The 18,386-nt window shown below is 61.3% G+C and carries 17 protein-coding genes; 3 read left to right on the forward strand and 14 right to left on the reverse strand.

What is annotated here, in order from left to right; genetic code table 11:
- Positions 1-6 precede the first annotated feature (6 nt).
- Positions 7-1,626, reverse strand: a complete 1,620-nt coding sequence (locus QTI17_RS15370) for an FkbM family methyltransferase (protein WP_286534142.1) — start codon at positions 1,624-1,626, stop codon at positions 7-9.
- A 493-nt stretch (positions 1,627-2,119) separates the two neighbouring features.
- Between QTI17_RS15370 and QTI17_RS15375 the strand changes: the two genes are divergently transcribed.
- Together QTI17_RS15375 and QTI17_RS15380 are read left to right on the forward strand one after the other, a co-directional pair.
- Complete coding sequence (locus QTI17_RS15375; RefSeq protein ID WP_286534144.1) at positions 2,120-3,889, forward strand: glycosyltransferase; 1,770 nt, start codon at positions 2,120-2,122, stop codon at positions 3,887-3,889.
- Positions 3,890-3,891: 2 nt separating this feature from the next.
- Positions 3,892-5,043 carry a glycosyltransferase family 4 protein gene (locus QTI17_RS15380; protein WP_286534145.1) on the forward strand — a complete coding sequence of 384 codons (1,152 nt, stop codon included), beginning with the start codon at positions 3,892-3,894 and terminating at the stop codon, positions 5,041-5,043.
- Positions 5,044-5,370: 327 nt separating this feature from the next.
- Here the strand turns inward: QTI17_RS15380 and QTI17_RS15385 are convergent, their stop codons facing one another.
- Positions 5,371-6,870: a hypothetical protein gene (locus QTI17_RS15385; RefSeq protein ID WP_286534147.1), complete on the reverse strand. Its 1,500-nt coding sequence runs from the start codon at positions 6,868-6,870 to the stop codon at positions 5,371-5,373.
- Positions 6,871-7,089: 219 nt separating this feature from the next.
- On the opposite strand from QTI17_RS15385, the gene QTI17_RS15390 reads away from it, so the two are divergent.
- Entirely contained in the window at positions 7,090-7,224 is a 135-nt protein-coding gene (locus tag QTI17_RS15390; protein WP_286534149.1) for a hypothetical protein, read from the forward strand.
- A 26-nt stretch (positions 7,225-7,250) separates the two neighbouring features.
- Here the strand turns inward: QTI17_RS15390 and QTI17_RS15395 are convergent, their stop codons facing one another.
- The 12 genes from QTI17_RS15395 to rfbG all read right to left on the reverse strand — a co-directional run bounded on the left by QTI17_RS15395 (position 7,251) and on the right by rfbG (position 17,985).
- Positions 7,251-7,988, reverse strand: coding sequence for a cephalosporin hydroxylase family protein (locus QTI17_RS15395; protein ID WP_286534151.1), 738 nt, complete (start codon positions 7,986-7,988; stop codon positions 7,251-7,253).
- On the reverse strand, positions 7,978-9,048 hold the full coding sequence (locus tag QTI17_RS15400) for a class I SAM-dependent methyltransferase (protein WP_286534153.1): 1,071 nt from the start codon (positions 9,046-9,048) through the stop codon (positions 7,978-7,980). Before QTI17_RS15400 ends, QTI17_RS15395 begins: the two co-directional genes overlap by 11 nt.
- Positions 9,045-9,887 carry an NAD-dependent epimerase/dehydratase family protein gene (locus QTI17_RS15405; RefSeq protein ID WP_286534155.1) on the reverse strand — a complete coding sequence of 281 codons (843 nt, stop codon included), beginning with the start codon at positions 9,885-9,887 and terminating at the stop codon, positions 9,045-9,047. The genes QTI17_RS15400 and QTI17_RS15405 overlap by 4 nt, the downstream gene beginning before the upstream one ends.
- The gene (locus QTI17_RS15410; protein ID WP_286534157.1) at positions 9,884-11,110 is read right to left on the reverse strand and encodes a class I SAM-dependent methyltransferase; all 1,227 of its coding nucleotides are present in this window, start codon (positions 11,108-11,110) and stop codon (positions 9,884-9,886) included. The genes QTI17_RS15405 and QTI17_RS15410 overlap by 4 nt, the downstream gene beginning before the upstream one ends.
- Positions 11,111-11,665: a dTDP-4-dehydrorhamnose 3,5-epimerase family protein gene (locus QTI17_RS15415; RefSeq protein WP_286534412.1), complete on the reverse strand. Its 555-nt coding sequence runs from the start codon at positions 11,663-11,665 to the stop codon at positions 11,111-11,113.
- 14 nt (positions 11,666-11,679) lie between these two features.
- Positions 11,680-12,984, reverse strand: a complete 1,305-nt coding sequence (locus QTI17_RS15420; protein WP_286534159.1) for a glycosyltransferase family 2 protein — start codon at positions 12,982-12,984, stop codon at positions 11,680-11,682.
- Between the two features lie 185 nt (positions 12,985-13,169).
- Entirely contained in the window at positions 13,170-13,580 is a 411-nt protein-coding gene (locus tag QTI17_RS15425; protein ID WP_286534160.1) for a GtrA family protein, read from the reverse strand.
- Positions 13,577-14,302 carry a class I SAM-dependent methyltransferase gene (locus QTI17_RS15430; protein ID WP_286534413.1) on the reverse strand — a complete coding sequence of 242 codons (726 nt, stop codon included), beginning with the start codon at positions 14,300-14,302 and terminating at the stop codon, positions 13,577-13,579. Before QTI17_RS15430 ends, QTI17_RS15425 begins: the two co-directional genes overlap by 4 nt.
- 13 nt (positions 14,303-14,315) lie before the next feature.
- Positions 14,316-15,089, reverse strand: a complete 774-nt coding sequence (gene rfbF, locus QTI17_RS15435; protein WP_286534161.1) for a glucose-1-phosphate cytidylyltransferase — start codon at positions 15,087-15,089, stop codon at positions 14,316-14,318.
- Between the two features lie 12 nt (positions 15,090-15,101).
- Entirely contained in the window at positions 15,102-16,082 is a 981-nt protein-coding gene (locus QTI17_RS15440) for a glycosyltransferase family 2 protein (RefSeq protein WP_286534162.1), read from the reverse strand.
- Positions 16,079-16,906, reverse strand: a complete 828-nt coding sequence (locus QTI17_RS15445) for an NAD-dependent epimerase/dehydratase family protein (protein ID WP_286534163.1) — start codon at positions 16,904-16,906, stop codon at positions 16,079-16,081. Before QTI17_RS15445 ends, QTI17_RS15440 begins: the two co-directional genes overlap by 4 nt.
- A complete protein-coding gene (rfbG, locus tag QTI17_RS15450) occupies positions 16,903-17,985 on the reverse strand; it encodes a CDP-glucose 4,6-dehydratase (protein ID WP_286534164.1) in 1,083 nt (360 codons plus the stop codon). The genes QTI17_RS15445 and rfbG overlap by 4 nt, the downstream gene beginning before the upstream one ends.
- Positions 17,986-18,386: the final 401 nt, after the last annotated feature.

The raw sequence follows: 18,386 nt of genomic DNA on the forward strand, positions 1-18,386 counted from the left end.
CATCGATCAGCCTCTTTCAGGGTCCGGAGTCTCCGACGCCTGCATGAAGAGCCAGAGCACCTCTTCCGCCGACAATGTTCCTTCGGAACATCCAAACTGCGAGAACCAACGATACAGCCCGCCCTGTCCAGCGGGGTTGAGTCCGTTCGGATGAAGTGCGCGCACGTCCGTACGAGCGAGATAGTACTGACGCGCGCGTCTGCCGAAGTCATCCTCCAGCACGCCCACGACCAGCGAACGCGCAGACACCGAAAGACCGAAGCGATCACCTCCTTCTCCCCGCACCCATGCGACGAATCCATCCGCCTGCGGCTGTGACAGCGCGCGCGGGAACCTTGCGCGGACTTCAGGTTGTGAACGCAAGAGGCACATGCACCAGCGCGCGGCAAGTGGTCGATCCGTGAGGTCGCGCTCCAGCGCCTCTATCGGCGGCACGGCGGGCCGACCGGGCGTTCGGTCCGGGTACAAATTCAACTCGGGCGCCTCGACCGCGCCCCCCTCGACCTGGGCCGCCGTCCCCTCGCGCTCGCGAACGAGGCGCAGCCGACTCGGAATGCGCCAAGGCGTTACGGCCCACCAGACCCCCTTGGCACATCGGCGAATCTGGCGGCGCAGAGACTTCGGCGCAGCGCCCACCAATGCTCTGCCAGGCCCCGTCATTCGCCACCAGGGGGACTGGAGAACAGCGTCGCGCTGCTGCTCGACAAGATGGGCGCGCTGCTCGACCCTGGCGATCTCGCGCTGCAGCGCGCTCCGCTCGGCATCCGATCGATCCTGAAGCAATCGGATGGCGGCGTCGCGCTGGGCGATTTCGTGTTGGAGCGCCATTTCCCTTCCGCGGACCAGCGCCAAGTGCGATTCGGACTCTTGCAGGCTCCCGTTGAGCGCGCGAACCTGCTGCAGCAGTTTGGAAGCGTGCTCGTGGACGGCGTTCAATTCCAGCCCAAGTCGGGAGCAGTCCTGTTGCAAGCGCTCGAAGGATCCCATGATGAACCCATCGAATACGTTCGGCGGGTATTTGAAAGCCGAGGCGAGTTCGGCGCGCTCCTCGGCGACGTAGAAGCGATTGAGGCCATCGGCATAGACGTACCGATAGCCGGCGCCCGTCAGGACGGGCTCCCATTCTTCATGGTTTTCTACTTGCGAGTTCGGCAGCGTGGCCTCCACCAGAACGATCCAGGGACGATGGCGCTGCCATTCGTTGCCAGCGAGGACGAACTGCTCGAAACCTTCGACATCGACCTTGAGGAAGTGCACCGCCTGCCCCTCCGGCACATGCTGCTGCCACACCTGCTCCAAGGTCAGCATGGGTACCTCGTGCGTCTTGAGGGCATAGCCGGCAGCGGCGTGTCGGGCGGCGATCTCGTCGTCCGCCGTCGACAACCCCGTGTCCTCGATGAGGTTCATCGTCAGGCAGCCTGGGTGCTCCCCGAGTGCGACATTCAGATTGATGTCGTCGGGCCGCAACCGGACGAGTTGCTCGAAGTAGAAGGGATGTGGTTCGATGTTGATCCCTCGCCAACCATCCAGGCTGAAGGCCTTCGTGACCGAATCGGACTCGGGTGACTGCGCGCCCACATCGATGTAGAAGCCCCGCTCCACATGCCGAAGGGCGCGCCGCAGCATGACGTCCTCGTAATTCTGGGCATATGAAACGAATTGTTGGGTCGGGAGAGATGTAGACACTTGAGCGGGCATACTGATTGGGATCGATTTTCGGGCCCTAGGCTGGAAACTCTAACTCTGCGAACAGGATCTCGCACAACGAGCTCAGCGCAGCAACGGCTGCGGCAATGGGAGCGGCCGCCTGACGCTATAGGTCTGCAGCCCCAGCGAGGGCTTGCCGGATGCCATTAGAACGTCGATTCTGGGCGCATTGGCGGCGCCAACCTGTCACGACGGCACCATGACCACACATTCGATCATAAGCTGGCACATCGAGCGACCACGCCGGACGCGCTCCGGCGTCTGCTAAGCTCCCCGGTCGCCTGTTCGCGGGCGTCGCGGAAAGGCTGCCGTCCCGCGCCGCGGCCGCACCGCGGTATCCGGAGTGGTCATTTCGTGTGTTCAAGGCCGGGCCTGCGACCGTGCGTTCCGAAGTTTTTGATAGGGTGTCAAGTTGATCGAACGATTTCACAGGTCGACGCTGGTCCAGCGCTTACCTGGACGGCTGCGGCGGCTGCTGGGCCGCGTCTACCGCGCCGCCTTCCTGCCGCCGAATGAGCGCGCCAAGTCCGCGCTCGAAGATGGCGAGGTCGAAGCCCTGGTGACGCGCATCTACCAACTGGCGATTGGACGCACGCCCAACGACGAAGAACGCCAGCTGTGGACCAACGAAGTGCTCAGCAATCGGATCAGCGTCGCCAGAATGGTCAACAGCATCACGGGCTCACCGGAGGCTGAGCGTATTCGGGTCGAGCGAGTGCGCGAAACCGAGGCAGGCGCCGGGACCCACGATGAGCGTGAGATGAACGCCGTGGTGGCGCTCCTCTACCAATTGGCCTTGGAACGCACGCCCAGCGCCGAGGAATGCCAGCTGTGGGCCAATGAGGTGCTCAACCAGCGGTTGAGCGTCGCCGGATTGATCAATACCCTCATGACCTCGACGGAGGCCGACCTCGTGCGCCAGCGGGCGACGATCGTGCCGGAGTTGGCCAACGGCCGCTTCATTCAGTTCGCCTACGAGTACCTGGCGGAGCGTAGCCCGATGGTGTCCGAGGTGATCCATTGGGACCAAGCGTTCAAGCGTCACAAATCCGCGCGCGGCCAGATGGTACTGCACCTGTTCGCCCATCACGCCAACGAAGCGCTGGCGGAAACGGTGCAGGCGCCCGTACACGATCCAAGTGTCACCTTCTTGATGGGCACAGACCAGTTGCTCAACGTCAGGGGTTGGCAAGCAAAGATCGACGAGATCGGTGGCGGCTACCGGCCCCTCGAGACCAAACACTATGCAAGCCTGAGCATTCCGCGCGAGCCCGAAGTCCTCGTCTCCGCCATCGCCAGCCTCTATCGGGGCGGTGACTATATCGAGCAATTTCTGGAGAACATCACATCGCAGACGATCTTCTCCACGCATTGCGAACTCATCATCATCGATGCGGACTCGCCAGAGGGCGAGGCTGCCGCGATCGCGCGCTACATGGAACGATTTCCCAACATCGTCTACCACCGTGCCGCCACGCGAATCGGGATCTACGAGGCCTGGAATCTAGGCGTCCAGATGTCGAAGGGCAGATACATCACCAATACCAATCTGGACGATCTGAGAAGATCGGATTCCTTTGAGCGGCAGTTGGAGATCCTCGAGAAGTTTCCGTTTGTGGACGTCGTGTACCAGGACTTCTACTACTCGTTCGACGGCAAGGCGCCTTTCGCGAAGAGCGCTGCCGCAGGATTCAAGAGCCAGGTACCGGTCATCACGCCCTACAACCTCATGCAGTCGAACTCACCGCACAACGCACCGATGTGGCGAAGAACACTGCACGACGAGCTTGGCCTGTTCGATGCAAGTTTCCGGTCTGCGGGCGACTACGAATTCTGGCTCCGATGCGCACGGGCCGGGAAAACTTTCTTCAAGGTCAACGACCCACACGTCATCTATTTCGTCAACCCTGATGGCCTGTCCACGCAGCCCAACACGCGCGGTATCGTCGAGGCTCAGCGGATCACGAAGATGCACGGCCGCAACCTCCTTTCGCCTTGGCTGCTGTCCTCGGACGAGGAGTTCATGCACGAACTGTCGCGCCTGGCAGGCGTGCCAGTGGCAATGGGCGAGACCGAGCAGGCTGCGCCGGAGTGGCGCTACAGCGCGGCACAGCGGGCGCTGCGAGCACTGCGAATCCATTCCGGCGCATCGCGTGACACATATTGCGTTCGAGGAGGTTGACGATGGCTTTGGTAATTGACGGCGTTTTCTTCCAGCTCGCGCAGTCGGGGATCGCAAGGGTGTGGCGAGCGACGCTCCCGCGCCTCGCAAAGAGACTCGAAATGCCGATCGTTTTCCTCGACAGGGGCGGGGTCAATGAAGAATTCGATGGCGTCGAAGTCGTTCCGTTTCCGACCTATAAATCCAAGTACAACGCCGGCGACTCGCAACTGTTGGAGCAGATCTGCCGCCACTACGGCGCCAAGGTCTTCACGTCCACCTACTACACCACTCCGATGGAGACCCCTTCGCTGCTGCTCGTCTACGACATGATTCCGGAGCGACTTGGGTTCGACCTATCGGCTCGGGACTGGCGCGAAAAGGAACTTGCCATCATCCACGCGCGCCGCCATATCTGCATCTCGAACAATACGCGCAGGGATCTGCTGGAGTTCTACCCCGAGATCGACCCAGACACCACATCTGTAGCGCACTGCGGCATCGACTCTACGATCTTCAAGCCGCGCGATGAAAGTGCCATCGCCGAGTTTCGGCATCGATTGGGATTGCATCGCCCCTACTACATGTTTGTGGGATCTCGCGTGCAGGCCAACAACTACAAGAATGCAAGCCTCTTCTTCGACGCCGTGAACACGATGGGCGAGGTTGACTTCGACGTGCTCTGCGTAGGTGGCGAGAAGGCTATCCCCACTTCGGCGGTCGACAGCGCGGGGCACAAGATCATTCAGATCGACCTCGACGACGAAGGGCTTGCCTTGGCCTACGGAGGAGCGGCGGCGCTGGTCTACCCGTCCCTGTACGAAGGATTCGGCCTGCCTGTCGTCGAGGCGATGAGCTGCGGCTGCCCAGTTATCTGCACTCCTCACGGCTCGCTCGCCGAGGTGACATTGGACGCCTCGTTGAAGATCTCGGGAACCTCGATTCCCGAGATGGTCGAGGCACTTCGCCAGGTGCGCGTTCCGGCAGAGCGCGAGCGCCTGAATCAGCGCGGCGCCCTACAGGCCGCCAGATTCAGGTGGGACGCTTTTGCCGATGAGGTCGCCATGGGAGTGCGAGCCCTCGCCGCTGAAGCCGATGCGGGATCCCATCAAGACTTCTACCGACAATGGGCTCAACTCAGGAAGTTGCAGGGCGAGGTCGACGTGGTGAGCTGAGCTCTGGCCGCGGGACGCCAATGGGCCTGGCGGTCCTTGTCGTCGAACCAGGCCTTCACGCCGAATCGGATATTTTCGCGTGCAGGCATGTTCTTTGGCGGTGCGGGCCGCGCAGGCGCGGCGGGCGGTGCCTTCATCGTGCGAGATGACTCGCACGTCCTTCGTGGCGACGAGCTTGCCTTTGCGCTTCTGGCCGTGGCGCCAGTCGAGACGCCGCGCTTGATGTGTCGCAGGGGGCGCCACAACCTGGACTGATGCGACGAACCTGGGATTTCTAGGCGCGCCATGCGCCTCCATCACGCCGCCGTTTATGCCGAATGCCGGCCATCAACGCGCATTGCGCACAAACAACCAGACTGAGCGTTTCTCTTCGTCCGTGTAGACCGGCCGGCCAATGAAATCAGGGCTGGCGCGCAAGGAAGTCAAGAGCTCAGCCTGGAATCGAACACTTGGGTCATACCCCTGACCTCTCATGCCCGCTTCACTGAGGACGATCACGTCGGCGGCCGACACGCCGTGCGTAAACTGCGTCCATGTCCCCCAAGTGTAGGCCGCCATGAAGTTCCGGACGACGCCCTGCTGCCTTGTCAGGAAATCGAGGGTTCCGGCGAATACGGGGCCCGGAACAGTGATCAACACATTCTTCGCGGAAGGGCGGGCGCGCAGAGTTTCCAACAGAGGCTGTAACACGGCACGATTCGCTTCATCGGTCGCCATCATCGCCGGATCCTCGCGATGGATCGTGCCGGCACGGGGCACCCACTGCGTGGCAAAGACCAAGAATCCAATAAGTATCGCGGCACGCCCACGCAGGGAAGTTCGCGTCGCGAGCTGGCCCAGACACCATACAACCGCGGCAATGATCGTGCCGTACAAGATGCTGCCGATCATGAGCGACTTGACCGCACTCACGGTCACGATCAAGTACGCGGTGAGGACCGCAGCCATGATTCCGGCGAACGAGGATAGCGCCCGCCTGTCCCTCGCTCGAACCAGCAAAGTGGCGCAGGCAATAAACAATGGGACCGCCGCGTACCAGACCCATCCCATGACTATCACGCCGAGGCTCCGATTCAAATAGAAGCTGATGTGCCCCCAAACAGATGCCTGAGTCTTCCAGACGCTTTCGCTTCCCATCACTTCGCGGACGTATGCCAAGATGGCCGCCCCATGCGAGACAAAGTAGGGAACGATCAAGCAGGCCGCACCGAGCGACGGCAACGCTGCACTTCGAATGAAGGCCCTGGTCGACCAGGCCCGTTGGGACACGAGCGACAGGCTGGACTGGGTCGCGAACCCGATGGCAAGCACGAGCGCAGACGCAGGCGCCGCGGTTGGTTTGGCGATGACAGCGGCGCCGAAGAGCAAGCCCAATCCAAAAAGCCTACCGGAACGCATCCCGACGACATCCGTGCTTGCGCAGACGATCATTGCAAAACCGACCAGCAGACCCCAGACCGGGTCTGGACGGAACTCCGCCAGCACGTTGCCAAGCATCGGCACGGCTAGCGTCGCGACCAGGATGCCTACACTGACCCACGGACTCGACCGACGCAATGCGATCAAGCCGAGTCCCAAAATAAACAGCACCCACACCGAGTTGAGCAGATATGGCCCCCACACGGCACCCGCACTCAACAGCAGCCCAAGGACGCTCGTGAGGGCCATGAGTGGTGCATGCGGCGGATGCTGGAAAAAATCAACCAGACAACCCGCAATGCCCGAGCGATCCAGCGTTGTCAGTCGACTTAGACCATCGATCAGATAGCCCACGTCGTCGTAGATCGGCACGATCGACAGGCGCCCGCCGCGCACGACGTAGCTCATGACCCCCACGACATGAAACACCCATACGCTCAAGAGGACGCAGACTGCGGCGGATTTGGATCGAAGCATTTGGCGAATGGAACCGGTTGGAAGGGCGGCCGTAGTGGCCCGAGGTGATCAATCGGCCACCCGACAAGCGCCTTCGCCGGGCGCGCCGGAAAAACGATCGTCGGCGCGCTTGGGTGACTCGAACCCCAACTTTAGTTTAGCTGATGCGCCATGACCGCCGATTCGATCGTGAGTTGGCGGATCGTTGGCCGAAGTGACTTCGGACGCCGCATTGAAAATCTCGGGAGCATCGACCCGACGATGATCGAGGCGCTGCGCCAGGAACGCGACCCGTCAATCATCTGATCTGGCCCCGTCAAATGAAAACCGATCTACCCCGTCCGCTTGAGGTAACCGTTGGGGGCGACGCTAACCAGGAGCTTCTGATCGATGGTATGGTCGATCACGAAGCCGGAATTCGCCGCTAGAAACTCGCGTACGGCAGTCTTCGGATTGTCTCCAGGCGCCCAGGCGCGATCCGGGAAGAGTTCGGCCGGCAGGTCTTCCACGATGGTATCGAAGACTACGCAATAGCTGCCGATCGTCACCAACGGCGCGTATGCCCGAAGCTCTTGCAGTACGTGAGCGTGCGTGTGGTTGCTGTCAAGGCATACCAACACACGGCCCTTGCCAATTGCCTCCTGGCGCACCCTATCGATCACCTCGGGGGCCACGCTGGACCCCTCGATCATCGAGATCCGCCTGAACATCGGATGCGCCTCGATCGCCGCGCGATTGTGCGCACGAATGTCGATGTCGATACCGAGCACTTTCGCATCGGCTGGCCCTCCGCAGGCAGCATTCAGTTCCAGCATCGCAGCCGAGAAAATCAGAGAGCCACCGTGCGCTATGCCTGTTTCGATGATCAGGTCCGGCTGCACGCGCCAGATGATCTCCTGCATCGCGACAATGTCCTGCGGATACTGGATGATCGGCCGCCCCATCCATGAGAAGTTGTATGAATATTGGGCTCGGATCGACGAATCCATCAACGCCTGCGCGTCAGCCTTCAACTTGGAGTTGGTGTCATTGGCGGCGATACGTGCCGCAGTCTCGGCTTCAAAGCTCATTCTGGTCTACCTTCACGAGACGAAACGAGCCGCGGGACTGCGCCACGATTTCGTCGAAATAGTTGGAATTCATGACAAACACGAGCGAGCCGGCGGGCAGCATGCTCAGCGCGTGTTCCGGTGAAACGATTTTCAGCGCAGTGCCGGCCATGTACTTGTCCTGCTTGACGGGATTGATGTCGATGGCGAGATCGAAGTCAATTCCCGAAGTCTGGAGGTGGTGGGAAAAGATCACCCCCTTTGAAGAAGCACCCCAGATCGCCTTTGAACCGGGCGCGCTTCGTGCAAGCAACTTGCATCGATCGATGCCGGACAGAAAGTCCGGAGGAAGTGCGACGCGATCGGTCCCGAAATCAGCCGGATCTCGCAGCGAGGCAAGGTCGGCCACCACGTAGAGGTACTGACCGCCGAAGACGTGACCTTGTTCATGAATCCGCCCGAACATGCGTTGGAAATCGGCTGCGCGGAAGTAATTGACGTGCTCATAGAAGATGTCAAACCAGGCACGTCGCTCGCAGATCCATTCAAAGCACGGGACCTCGATGTAGATGCTTCCCCTCCCTCCATTGGCATGCGCGATGGCATAGAGGAATTCCACCGGATTCTGGATGTGTTCGAGCACGTGCCTGAGCACGAGGGCGTCTGCCGATAGGCCCAATGCGGCTGAAAACGGCGCCTTGATCACATGTGGGCTATCGCCTTCGTAGGCGGGGTCGATGCCGATCGCCTCATAGCCAGCGGTGCGCAGTCGATCGAGGAAGTAGCCTTTGCCGCAACCCACCTCGATCAAGGACGGCGTGAGGAAATGCCGTCGAATGACGCACAGCACCTCATCCAGGTGCCGTCGAAAGACGGAGGAGCAGGCCTGCTCGTTCTGATAGTCGGCGTCGTAGTTAAGCAGGTCGGCGTCGAATGCAGCGTTGAAGACCAGACCGGTGACATCGTCCTGAACCAGGACCATGCCCCCCTTCGGCGAGGTCATTGCCGACGACGCGCTCGAATACACCCTGTTCTGCAAGACCGGCAGGCCGTTGACGCGCAAAAGCTCGTTCTGCATCATGCGCGCTCCAGGAGCCGGTCGAGCTTGGCGCTGGAGCCCCAGAAAGCCATCGGCTCGTAAGCCGGATACGGATAGCATCCCAGCGAGAGCTTCATCGGCCATCGATGTGTTTCGAGCCACCCTTCAACCAGCGTCCGCACGGACGTCGGACGACCCGAGCAGACGTTCACGATTCCTGCACCTGGCGCATCGCAGGCCAAGTCAACGAGACGTTGAGCCACGTCGGCAACATGAAGGAAGTCTCGCAGTTGCTCTCCGCCGGACATCGGGAATTCGACCGCACCGGCGGCGCCTGCCGCCATGAACTGGCTGTACAGCGAGCTAGGAGCCTGACCTTCCCCGTACATGTAGAACAGACGCGCCCAGTTCAACTTGAAGTCGACTTCGGCGGCGAGGAACTCAAGCTCGCGGCGCAGTGCGTCTTTGGCGAAGCCGTAGGGATTGCAGGGATCGGTTGGGAGCGCCTCGTGCAGTTCGCCCGACTGCATGCCATATTCGAAGCAGGTACCAGCGCACAGCAGGGACGGCAGGCCCGAGATCACGAGTTGCCTTAGGAACCTGTACTGCTCTGCGAGTTGCGTCTCGTAGTGATGGCGTAACTGGTAGTTCGGCAATCCGCTCCAGGCCAGATGGATGAGCACATCGGGTCTTCCCATCTTGGAAAAGACGTCTGGCGGCGGCGCAGTCAGATCAAATGCGACATGCTGCATGCCCAATGGCAACCACCCACCCGGGATATGACGAGACACGACAAGCACCTCGACATCCTTGCGCCTTGCGACAGCTTGCAGGACATGGCGGCCCACGAACCCGCTGGCACCGGTGATGGCGATCTTCATCGGATTTCGATCTCCGGCACCGCGCGCACGAACTGCCCACCCCAGCTCCGAATGTAAGCAAGCTGATTGCTCACCTCAGCCTTGAGGTTCCACGGCAGGATCAGGACATAGTCGGGGCGCTCGCGCTTCAGATGCTCTTCATCGACGATCGGGATCCGACTGCCGGGCATGTACTGCCCCTGCTTCGCGGGATTGCGATCGACAACCCACGGCAGCAGGCTTGGCCGCACGCCCGCATAGTTCAGCAACGTGTTGCCCTTGGCTGCTGCACCGTAGGCACCGACGCTCTTGCCGGCACGCCGTGCCTCGATCAGGAAGGCTAGGAGGCCGTCGCGGATGTCGTCCGCTCGCTTCTGAAAGCCCGCATAGTAGGCGGCCGAGTTCACCCCAGCATCCCTTTCAGCCTTCAGCAGACGCGGCACCGAATCGACGACCGGCCGCTCGCCCGATGCACGTCGTTGCGCATAGACTCGCAGACTTCCGCCGTGCGTGTCGAGTTCTTCGACGTCAAAGACGCTAAGGCCGTTGGCCTCGAGAATCCGGACAACCGCGGTCAACGACAGGTACGAGAAATGCTCGTGATAGATGGTGTCGAAGAGGCACTTGGCAACAAGCTGTGTCAAGTGCGGGAACTCGAACGTGGCGACGCCATGCGGCTTGAGCAACTTGGCGAAACCTGCCACGAAATCATTGATCTCCGGAACGTGCGCCAGCACATTATTGGCCACGATCAAGTCCGCCGCCTTTCCCTCCACGACAAGTCGCTCGGCCAAGGCAGCGCCGAAAAAGTCCTCCACAATATCGAGGTCCTTGGCGCGCGCTGCGCTTGCCGTGCTGGACGTTGGCTCGACGCCGGTGCACGGAATCCCCGCCTGCTTCACGTACTGCAGCAAATATCCGTCGTTGGCCGCCACCTCCACGACATGCGATGCCCCCGAAAGGGCAAAACGCTGCGTCGCGGCCTCGACGAATCGCTGACTATGCCGGAGCCAACTCTCCGAGAATGAACTGAAATAAGCGTAGTCGTCAGAGAAGAGTTCGGCGTAGTGCGCGCAGTCCTCGGTCTGCACGAGCCAGCATCGGGTGCAAGTGAGCACGCGCAGGGGGTACCACTTCTCGGGCGCCAGGAGTTGCTCCGCGCTCAGGTAAGCGTTTGAAGGCGGAGATGAGCCCAGATCCATGAACTGCAGGCTCAGCCCTGCATCGCAATGACGACATTTCATCTAGATTCCGCCAAAGTCAGTTGTGAGATACGGATGAGCGGCATCACGGTCGGAGAGGTCGGCGAGCGGGAGAGGCCAAGCGATGGCGAGCATCGGATCGAGAGAATTTAATCCGCCCTCGGCGCCTGGGGCGTAGGGTTCAGAATGCAAGTAGATCAACTCCACATCGTCGCTGAGCGCCTGGAACCCGTGTGCGAATCCCTTGGGAATCAACAGACTACGCATGTTATCGCCACTCAGAACCTCGGCATGCCACTGAAGGAAGGTCCTGGACTCTTTTCGCAGGTCGACCGCCACATCGAACACTTCACCTCGGATGCAACTGACCAGTTTGTCTTCGGCGTGGGGCGGATGCTGGAAATGGAGTCCCCGCACGGAGCCACTCCGGCGTGTCTGCGTGTGGTTGATCTGGGAGACAGGCTGGCGAAACCCTGCAGCGGCAAGCTCGTCGGCACAGAAAAGGCGGCTGAACCAACCGCGCGTGTCCCCACGCCTTTGACGCTGGATGCACACGAGGCCATCCAGCGCAGTTGAAGTCACCGTGAACCTGGACATTGGCGATACCACGCTCACGCCGCTTTCGTCGGTCGGAGAAGTCGAAGCCTCTTCATGGCTCTGAGCAATGGATGACCACGAAGCGCTTCCAGCTCAGCTTCAGCCAATATCCGTTTGCGATCATTCTGCCCTGCGAGGATCCTGGCACGCTCCTCCCGTTCATCGGCAGCGAAGAGTTCCGCCTTCAATACGGCCATCTCGGATTTCAAGCGAACGTTGTCCTGTTCCAGTCGATCAATGGCCTCCGTCGCCTGTTTGATCCAGCCCAGTACCGAAGCAACCAGTTCCGTGGTGCCATCGGAGGAAATCGGGTGGCTGGCCATTGCCTCACTCCCGATCTGCGGCAACCGGAAGACCGCTCGATCGACCGTCTGCGACGCGTTCGCCGCATCCTGCACGCCCTGGATCAACGAGAAAGCCGTTTCCCAGTCGCCCAGCCTGAAACCGGCCAGACATGCAGCGGCAACCCGATCTCTCGCGGTCATGTCTGCCCTAGCCGGAGCAGTCCAGCAGGGCCGGTACCGTTGCCTCATGATTTCCCTAAGTGGGAAATACTCACCGCGAGAGAAGATGCTCTGCCCCTCGATTTCGCGATCAAGACGCTGGAACAACCGCGCCCAGGAGCGAACATGCGACACATCGTAGCCTCCACTCGCCTGAGCGTTGTGGAGGGAGTACACCGCTCCCGGTCGGTTGCACAGGTATGCCGGATAGTGGCAGAAAATCTGTACTTGGAAGTCCACATCGCTCGGAAGGCCGACATGCATATACGGCGCTCCGACACACTCCAGCGTTCGCGTGCGCCAAAGAATGGAACTCCAGGCATAGTGGCCGAAGCGCAACCAATCCTCCAGATGCTCGCGCGGCCTGAGCAATCCGAACCGGATCTCGCTCAGCGCGGCTGGATAGGTGGCAGCTACCACGCCTTGAGGGTCACGTGCCTCGGTCACAAACACCGCTGCGCCGAGTTCGACCTCCTTCTCAAGCACCTGATGGGCGTCGTGCAAGAAATCCGGCAGCAACCAGTCATCGTCGGCCAGTGGTACGAAGTACTCGGTCGAGATGCTCGCAAGCGCCAACGAATAGTTTCCGACGGCACCAACGTTTTCGGGCCTGCGTGTATATGAAACGCGCGGATCTTGCGCGGCGACTGCTCTCGCGTAGCTTTCCGTCTCGTCCGTCGAGGCGTTGTCGAAAATGTGCAGGAAAATCGGAACTCGCCGTTCCTGAAGCACGCTCTCGACAGCATTTTGCAGTTGCGCTCTCCGGTTGAAGGTTGGAATGACAACCGTGATAGTGTGGTCGGTCGGGCGAGTCATGCGAGGTGTTGATTCAGGGTCTGAGGCGGAGCGATCAGACTGATCGGCGAGACCGTCACGCGGAATCCGTGCGGCCACACGAATTCGTCGAACCCGCGCGATCGTCCTACGGGGAATTGTCTCACGCACCGCGCGGTCGATCTCGAGTTCCGCGATCCGCCAGCGACAAATGCGTAGCGCAAGGTCTACGACTCGCGCGGTGCATCCGCCGCCGCGGATTCAACTCTGGCGCCCCTGAACACATAGTATTTGTTCAGAACGAACGATAGCCCGAAATACACGACGCCCGCAATGACTTGCGCCACACCCTCGTGCCAGCCGAAACGGCGGGTCGACAGCACGAGGACGCCGAGATTGGCGAGATAGGCCAGGAGGAAGATCGCCACGAAGCGGACCGCTTCCACGCGACGCGCGCCCGAACTGCGAAACGTGAAACTTCGATTCAGCGAGTAGGAGACCACGAGGCCGACTGCGTAGCCCAGTACGTTGCTGACAACGGCGCCAAGGCCGAACAGGTACATGCAGCCGAAGATCACCGCATAGCCGAGGGCCGTGTTCAGCACCCCGACCATCGCGAACTTCAGCAAGTGCTTCATCGGACCTGGCTCGCGCTGATCCAGTATTGCCCCCCCAGTGGAAGCCACCTCAAGTGCTTTTCGAGCGGCATCAACCATGACAGCTTCGGAGGGACGAACAGGCAATACACCTGCCGCGTCAACTTGAGGCCCGCGCTCTGGAACAAGGCGCGCAGTTCCGCCGGCTTGAGCAGCACCGCGTCTGCATCGAACGGGCACGTGCTGACGATCCGGCGCGTCACGGGGTTGAAGGGGTTGTGCTCGAAGATGTCGATCGAGCCGCCGGGCGCGAGCCTCCCAGCCAGTGTGCGCATGACCGTAGGCCGCTCAAGCGGCGGAATGTGATGGAACACACTCGCGACGAAGATGAGATCGAAGGCGCCCAGCGCCATGCCCTCCCGCTCGATCTCGAACCGTGCCTTCGGATTGGCCGTCGCCGCGACCTCGAGGCTAACGGCCGAAACGTCTGTGCCGACGATCTCGGCGTCTGGAAACGCAGTCTGCAGGTAGGCGATGTTGCGGCCGGTTCCGCAACCGTATTCGAGGACTCGCCTGACCGGATGCCGGGTCGCCTCTTTGATCAGATCCACTTTGTAGCGGGCGAAGTACTCTGAGTCCTCGGCGTAGAGCTTCGTGCTTTCGTGAAGCAAGGTATCGTAGCTCGCCGAGTAGTCGTCGAAGTCGATCTTGCCCGGCGCGGCTTGGGCGTCGACAGGCTGCGACTCGGTCGTCGCGGATGGCACCTTGGTCAATCGATCATTCCCAGACACGCCAGGGCGCCTTTCCACTGTCCCAGAGCGCTTCGAGTTCTCGCTTGTCACGCAGGGTGTCGCACGGCTGCCAGAAGCCCGTGTGCTGGTAGGCGGCAAGCTGCCCGTCGCGCGCGAGATTCATGAGCGGCGCACGCTCCCACGACGTCAAGTCGTCTGCCACATAGTCGATCGCAGCCGGCTCGAGGACGAAGAACCCTCCGTTGATCCAGCCGATCTCGTCGCTCGGCTTCTCCTCGAAGCTGGACACGCAGTGATCCGGATCAAGGTTCAGCACACCGAAGCGGCCGGGCGGCTGCACAGCGAGCACGGTCGCGAGCTTGCCATGCCGACGATGGAATTCCAGTTCCGCGCCGATGTCGACATCCGACAGCCCATCGCCATAGGTCAGGCAGAAAGTCTTGTTGTCAAGATACTGCGCAGCGCGCTTGAGCCGGCCGCCGGTCATGGTCTCCGCCCCCGTGTCCACCAGTGTGATGCGCCAGTCTTCCGCATGGTTGCTCAGGATCTGGTGATCCCCGGTTTTCAGGTCGATGCGCATGTCCGACATATGTCGATAGTAGTTGAAGAAGAATTCCTTGATGACATAGCCCTTGTAGCCTAGGCAGATCACGAAATCGTTGATGCCGTGGCTGGCATAGATCTTCATGATGTGCCAAAGCAACGGCCGTCCGCCGACTTCGACCATCGGTTTTGGCTTGGTGTCGGACTCTTCGGCGATGCGAGTGCCCAACCCACCGGCGAGGATGACTGCTTTCATGTTATCTCTTCGTCAAAGCTTGAGTTCGTCCGGTCGCATATTGAGGCTGCGCTCAACAATGGCGATCGGGTCGGATCGGAGGACGCGATAGATCCTCAGGATGTATTCGCCGATGATTCCCAGCAGAAAGGCATTGAGCCCGATGCCGAACAGGATCATCAGTTGGATGCTCACGAAGCCGGGCGGTAGGTCGGGCCGCACAAGGCGCAACATGACGTAGTACAGAGCGCCGATCAAGCTCACCACCAGGATCACGATGCCCAGGAAGGATGCCATGCGCAACGGCACCGTAGAGTGGTTGAAGACGGCGGTCAGTCCCAGCCGAACCAGTCGCGACACATTGAACTTGCTCTCGCCCGCCATCCGTGCATCACGGTCATAGGCGATTCCGGTCTGGTTGAAGCCAAGGCCGGCAATCATGCCTCGCAGATAGGGATTCGCCGTTCTGAACCTGGCGATGGCAGAGACGACCGCGCGATCGACCAGTCGAAAGTCGCCCACGTCCCGCGGGATGGGGTGTTCGCTGACCTTGTCGATGGCCCAATAGCCGAACTTGCGTGTCTGGTTCAGGAGCCAGTTCTCGGGGCGCTTGCGCCGGATGCCATAGACGACGTGAAAGCCCTGGCGCCACAACTCGAAGAACTGTTCCAGCATCTCTGGCGGATCCTGCAGGTCGGCATCAATCTGCATGACCGCATCGCCGCGTGCATGAAGATAGTTGGCGAGGATCGAACTCTGGAAACCGAAGTTGCGCGAGAAGCGGATGGCGCGCACGCGCGGGTCCTGGGCGGCGAGCGCGGTCAGCATCGACCAGGTGTCGTCCTCCGAATGGTTGTCCGTGAAGACGAATTCGAGATCGCACCGATCGGCCATGCGATCGGCAAGCGCGGTCAGTCGCAGGTAAAGCGCATCGAGGTTACCGGCCTCGTTGAGCACAGGAATGGAGATCGACACCAGCGGCCGACGCTGGGGCGAGAGATTCGATTCGTTCATACTCGCTGCTGCTGTGTCAGAAGCGCCCGCAAATAGGCTGCGACCCCCTCCAGGGTCGGGCGGAAGTCCAGGTGATCGAGCAACTTGGGCCGCGGCACTACCGTACCGTAGTTGTCGTTCCGCGGCTCGGGCAGCGCACCGATGTGAAGCAGTTCCTTCTTGCCGAGTTCGGCGAACACGTGGGAGGCCAGTTCGCGCAGGGTGAACGGAGCGCCATGGCTCAGCGCGACCACGCCGCCGACGCCTGCATCGAGGACCGCAAGCGCCGCCACCGCGTCGTCATCGACATGGTGATATTCGCGAAGCTGGCGCCCGGGAGACATCTCGAATGAACGCTGCTCGCGCAGTGCCCGGACAACTTGCCCGAGAAACATGAACGGCGCCGGCTCGCCTCCACCATAGAGCGTGTGCAGTTGCAGATGTGTGACTGCATCGCCGGCGGCCGCGCGTTCCGCAACGACGCGGCCGAGCGCGGCCTTGGTGGCGATGTACGCATTGGGGGGATCGGGGAGCCGCTCCATCACGGTGCCGAATGTCACCGCCCGAAGTCCTGCCTTGCACGCGCCTTCTACGACGCGGGACGGCAACTCGACGTTGACGCGCTGGTGCTCCGGCCCCGGCAGCGAGGGATCGAGGAGACCCGCCGCGACAAGAACCGCCGAACCCGGCGGAGCGCCATCGAAGAAGCGGGCAACGCGCGAAACCGCATCGCTCTGCCACCAGTTCTCGTACTCGGCGCGCTCCAGCAAGGTGACCTCGCCCGATACACGCGCCGCTTCAATCGCACGGCCCAGCCTGCCGCGCCCACCCAGCACGTAGATCATGTGGCGATGCCCTTGCGCCAGTCATCGAGTTGGGCAAAGGTAGTGGCCTTCACCGCATCCGGTGCCTCGTAGTACTTCCGATACCACGCCGCCGTCTCGCGAATGACGCGCTGCGTGTCCCAGGCTGGCACCCACCCCAGCAGATTCCGGGCGAGCGAACTATCGAGCGCAAGTGCTCCTGCCTCCGGGAGCGGGTTGCTCATAAACTCCAGCGGCGGGCGGCGCCATTCGTTGCTCATGAGTTCGAGGACTTCGCGCACCGAGTATTGCTTCGGGTCCTGGGGACCCAGGTTCCATGCGCGCGCGAAGTCCTGCGGTCGAGGCCCGATCAGCTTCGACATGAGCAGGAGGTAGCCATGGACCAGCGCAAGCACGTGCTGCCAGGGACGGGTCGCCTCCGGATAGCGCAACGTCAGGGGCGAGTCGTCGACTACGCTGCGAACGAAATCGGGAATGAGGCGGTCGGCCGACCAATCGCCGCCTCCGACGATGTTGCCGCCCCGCGCCGTGGCGATCGCGGGGCCCTTGCCTTCCGCACAGGGATAGGAGGCGGCGTAGCTCTGGATGACCATCTCCGCCGCGGCCTTGGAAGCACTGTAGGGATCCTTGCCGCCCAGCGGATCGTTCTCCCGGTAGGGCCAAGGCCATTCGTTATTGCGATAGACCTTGTCGGTGGTGACGCAGACCACGCCGCGCACGCTGGCGACGTTGCGCGCCGCCTCAAGCACGTGCGCCGTGCCCTGCGCATTGACCTGGAAGGTCCAGACGGGCTCACGGTAGGAACGGCGGACCAGCGGCTGTGCGGCGAGATGCAGCACGAGTTCGGGTTCGAAGCGCTGCATCGCACCCAGGACGGCCTCGTAGTCGCAGACATCGTCGAACGTGCTTTCGACGATCTGTCCGATGCCCAAGGCCTCGAAGAGGGAAGGCGTTGTGTCGGGCGCCAGCGAATAGCCCGCCACGGTCGCCCCGATTTCATTCAGCCAGAGGCAGGCCCATCCCCCTGTGAAGCCGGAGTGACCCGTGACGAAAACCCTCCTGCCTCGAAGCACTTCCTCGAAGTTGCTCGATTCATTCATCGATTGGCCCCCGCTCCTCTTTTCCTTGAATTTCAAACACCAATGCGGTCTCCGCGCGGTTTGCTCGAGCGCCCATGTCGCAACGAATCACGCATCAACTCGGCGCTTTCACGGGCCAAGACGGCGAAGTCCTAGGCGGACAACGAAGACTGCCGCGCAAATCGACAGGGCCAAACTCGCGCCAATGAACCCGGCGCCGACAACCAGAATCATGGCCTCCGTCTTTAACGAATCGAAAGTACTCATCCGTTCGGCAACAAAGTATTATCCCATTCTTACAGCCTCGCGCCTGCGCGCGGCAGATCGCCGAAGCTGCTGTGGCAAGCGGGACTCGTTTGACGCCGGCACCTGCGTCAGTCTGTCGATGGAATGACATCGCCTGGCAGCGTCACTTGCGCAGG

Origin of the sequence: Variovorax sp. J31P179, assembly GCF_030316985.1 — a bacterium.
In the GTDB taxonomy this organism is placed as follows: Bacteria; Pseudomonadota; Gammaproteobacteria; order Burkholderiales; family Burkholderiaceae_C; genus Variovorax; species Variovorax ginsengisoli_B.